Source organism: Kitasatospora sp. NPDC091257 (assembly GCF_044757675.1).
Classification (GTDB): Bacteria; Actinomycetota; Actinomycetes; order Streptomycetales; family Streptomycetaceae; genus Kitasatospora; species Kitasatospora lactacystinica.
Window position 1 is genome coordinate 1 of the sequence record NZ_JBIVVI010001681.1, and the last position, 1,444, is coordinate 1,444.

Genomic DNA, 1,444 nt, shown 5'->3' on the forward strand with positions numbered 1-1,444 from the left:
CCGGGGGCGGGGGCTGGGCTTCCCCACCGCCAACATCGCCGCCGAGCCCGGCACACCCGTCCCTCCGCCCGCGATCTACAGCGGCTGGCTGGCCCGCCGCGCGACCGGCACCGTGCACCGCGCGACGATCAGCATCGGCACCAACCCCACCTTCTGCGACACCTCCGAGATCCACACCGAGGTGTACTGCCACGACGCCCCGGGCGACCTGTACGGCGAGCGCGTCGACCTGTGGTTCGTCGCCCGCATCCGGGACACCGAGAGGTTCGCCTCCGTCGACGAGCTGCTGCTCGCCGCCCGGGAGGACGTCCGCCGCTCCGAGGCCCTGCTGGACTCCGCGCACGGACGGCACGTCCTGGCCGCCCTGTCCTGACCCACCGGCACGGCCGTTCCCCCCTCCCGATCCACCGGCATCACGCTTCCCCGCTGTGATCCACCGGCACCGCCGTTCCCCACTCCTGATCCACCGGCACCGCCTTCACCTGCCGGCGCGCACACCCGCTCCCCACGCGGCCGCGCGCCCTGCGCCCCGAGCCCGGTCGGCCCCGCACCCCCCGCTTCGGCGGGGCCGACCGTCCCTTCCCCCACCTCGCTCCGCACGAACAAAGGTGTGAGTCATGAGCGCGTTCCACTGGTTGAACGAGCAGTTCGACTTCTTCGGTCTCCCCGTCTACTGGTCCGACTTCCTGGGCAACATCCTGGCGCTCGCCACCGTCTGGCTGGCCCTGCGGCGGTCCCTGGTGGCCTGGCCGGTGCAGATCCTCGGCTCGGTGCTGCTGCTGATCGCCAGCCTGAACGTGCACCTCGGCGGCAACGCCGCCCGACAGATCGTGATCATCGTCTCGGCGTCCTGGGGCTGGGCGACCTGGAAGCGCAGCCGCGAGCAGGAAGGCGCCATCAACGTCCGCTGGGCGTCGGGGCGGGAGCGCGCCGTGCTGATCGCCGCGATGGTGGCGGGGACGGCCGCGTTCGGCGCGGTGCTGAAGGGGACGGACGCCTCGTTCTACCCCGGAGCGCCGTGGTGGATGGTCCTCGCGGACGCCTGGATCTTCGTCGGCTCGATCCTCGCCATGTACAGCCAGGCCCGCCGCTACGTGGAGTTCTGGTTCGTCTGGCTGGCCGTCGACCTGGTGGGCGTGCCGCTCGCCGTCCACTCCGAGCTGTACTTCTCCGGCATCGTCTACGGGATCTTCTTCGTGATGGTGCTGCTCGGCATCCGCGACTGGGCGTCCCGCAGCAAGCCGCAGGAGATCGCCTCGCCGCTGGAGCCCGCCGTCCTGGTCGAGGGCCGGGACGAGGGCCGGGACGAGGACAGGGACGACGTCCGCCCGGGCGGCTCCGCCCCGCGGGTCGGGGCCGCCGACTGACCGTCGGGCCACCGCACCGCACTCCACCCCGTCCGCACTCCACCCCGTCCGCACTCCACCCCGTCCGCGGGCCGGCC

2 protein-coding genes are annotated in these 1,444 nt (G+C 72.9%); both read left to right on the forward strand.

The annotated features are described in order from the left end of the window. Positions 1–373 (forward strand): riboflavin kinase (locus tag ACIQOV_RS41255; RefSeq protein WP_401056257.1); only part of this gene is annotated, 373 nt, incomplete at its 5' end. A gap of 244 nt (positions 374–617) precedes the next feature. After that, positions 618–1,367: a nicotinamide riboside transporter PnuC gene (locus ACIQOV_RS41260; RefSeq protein WP_401056258.1), complete on the forward strand. Its 750-nt coding sequence runs from the start codon at positions 618–620 to the stop codon at positions 1,365–1,367. Positions 1,368–1,444 lie beyond the last annotated feature (77 nt).

Excerpts from the sequence above, each read along its gene's own strand:
- ACIQOV_RS41260 (WP_401056258.1), top strand. The coding sequence starts at position 618 with ATGAGCGCGTTCCACTGGTTGAACGAGCAGTTCGACTTCTTCGGTCTC.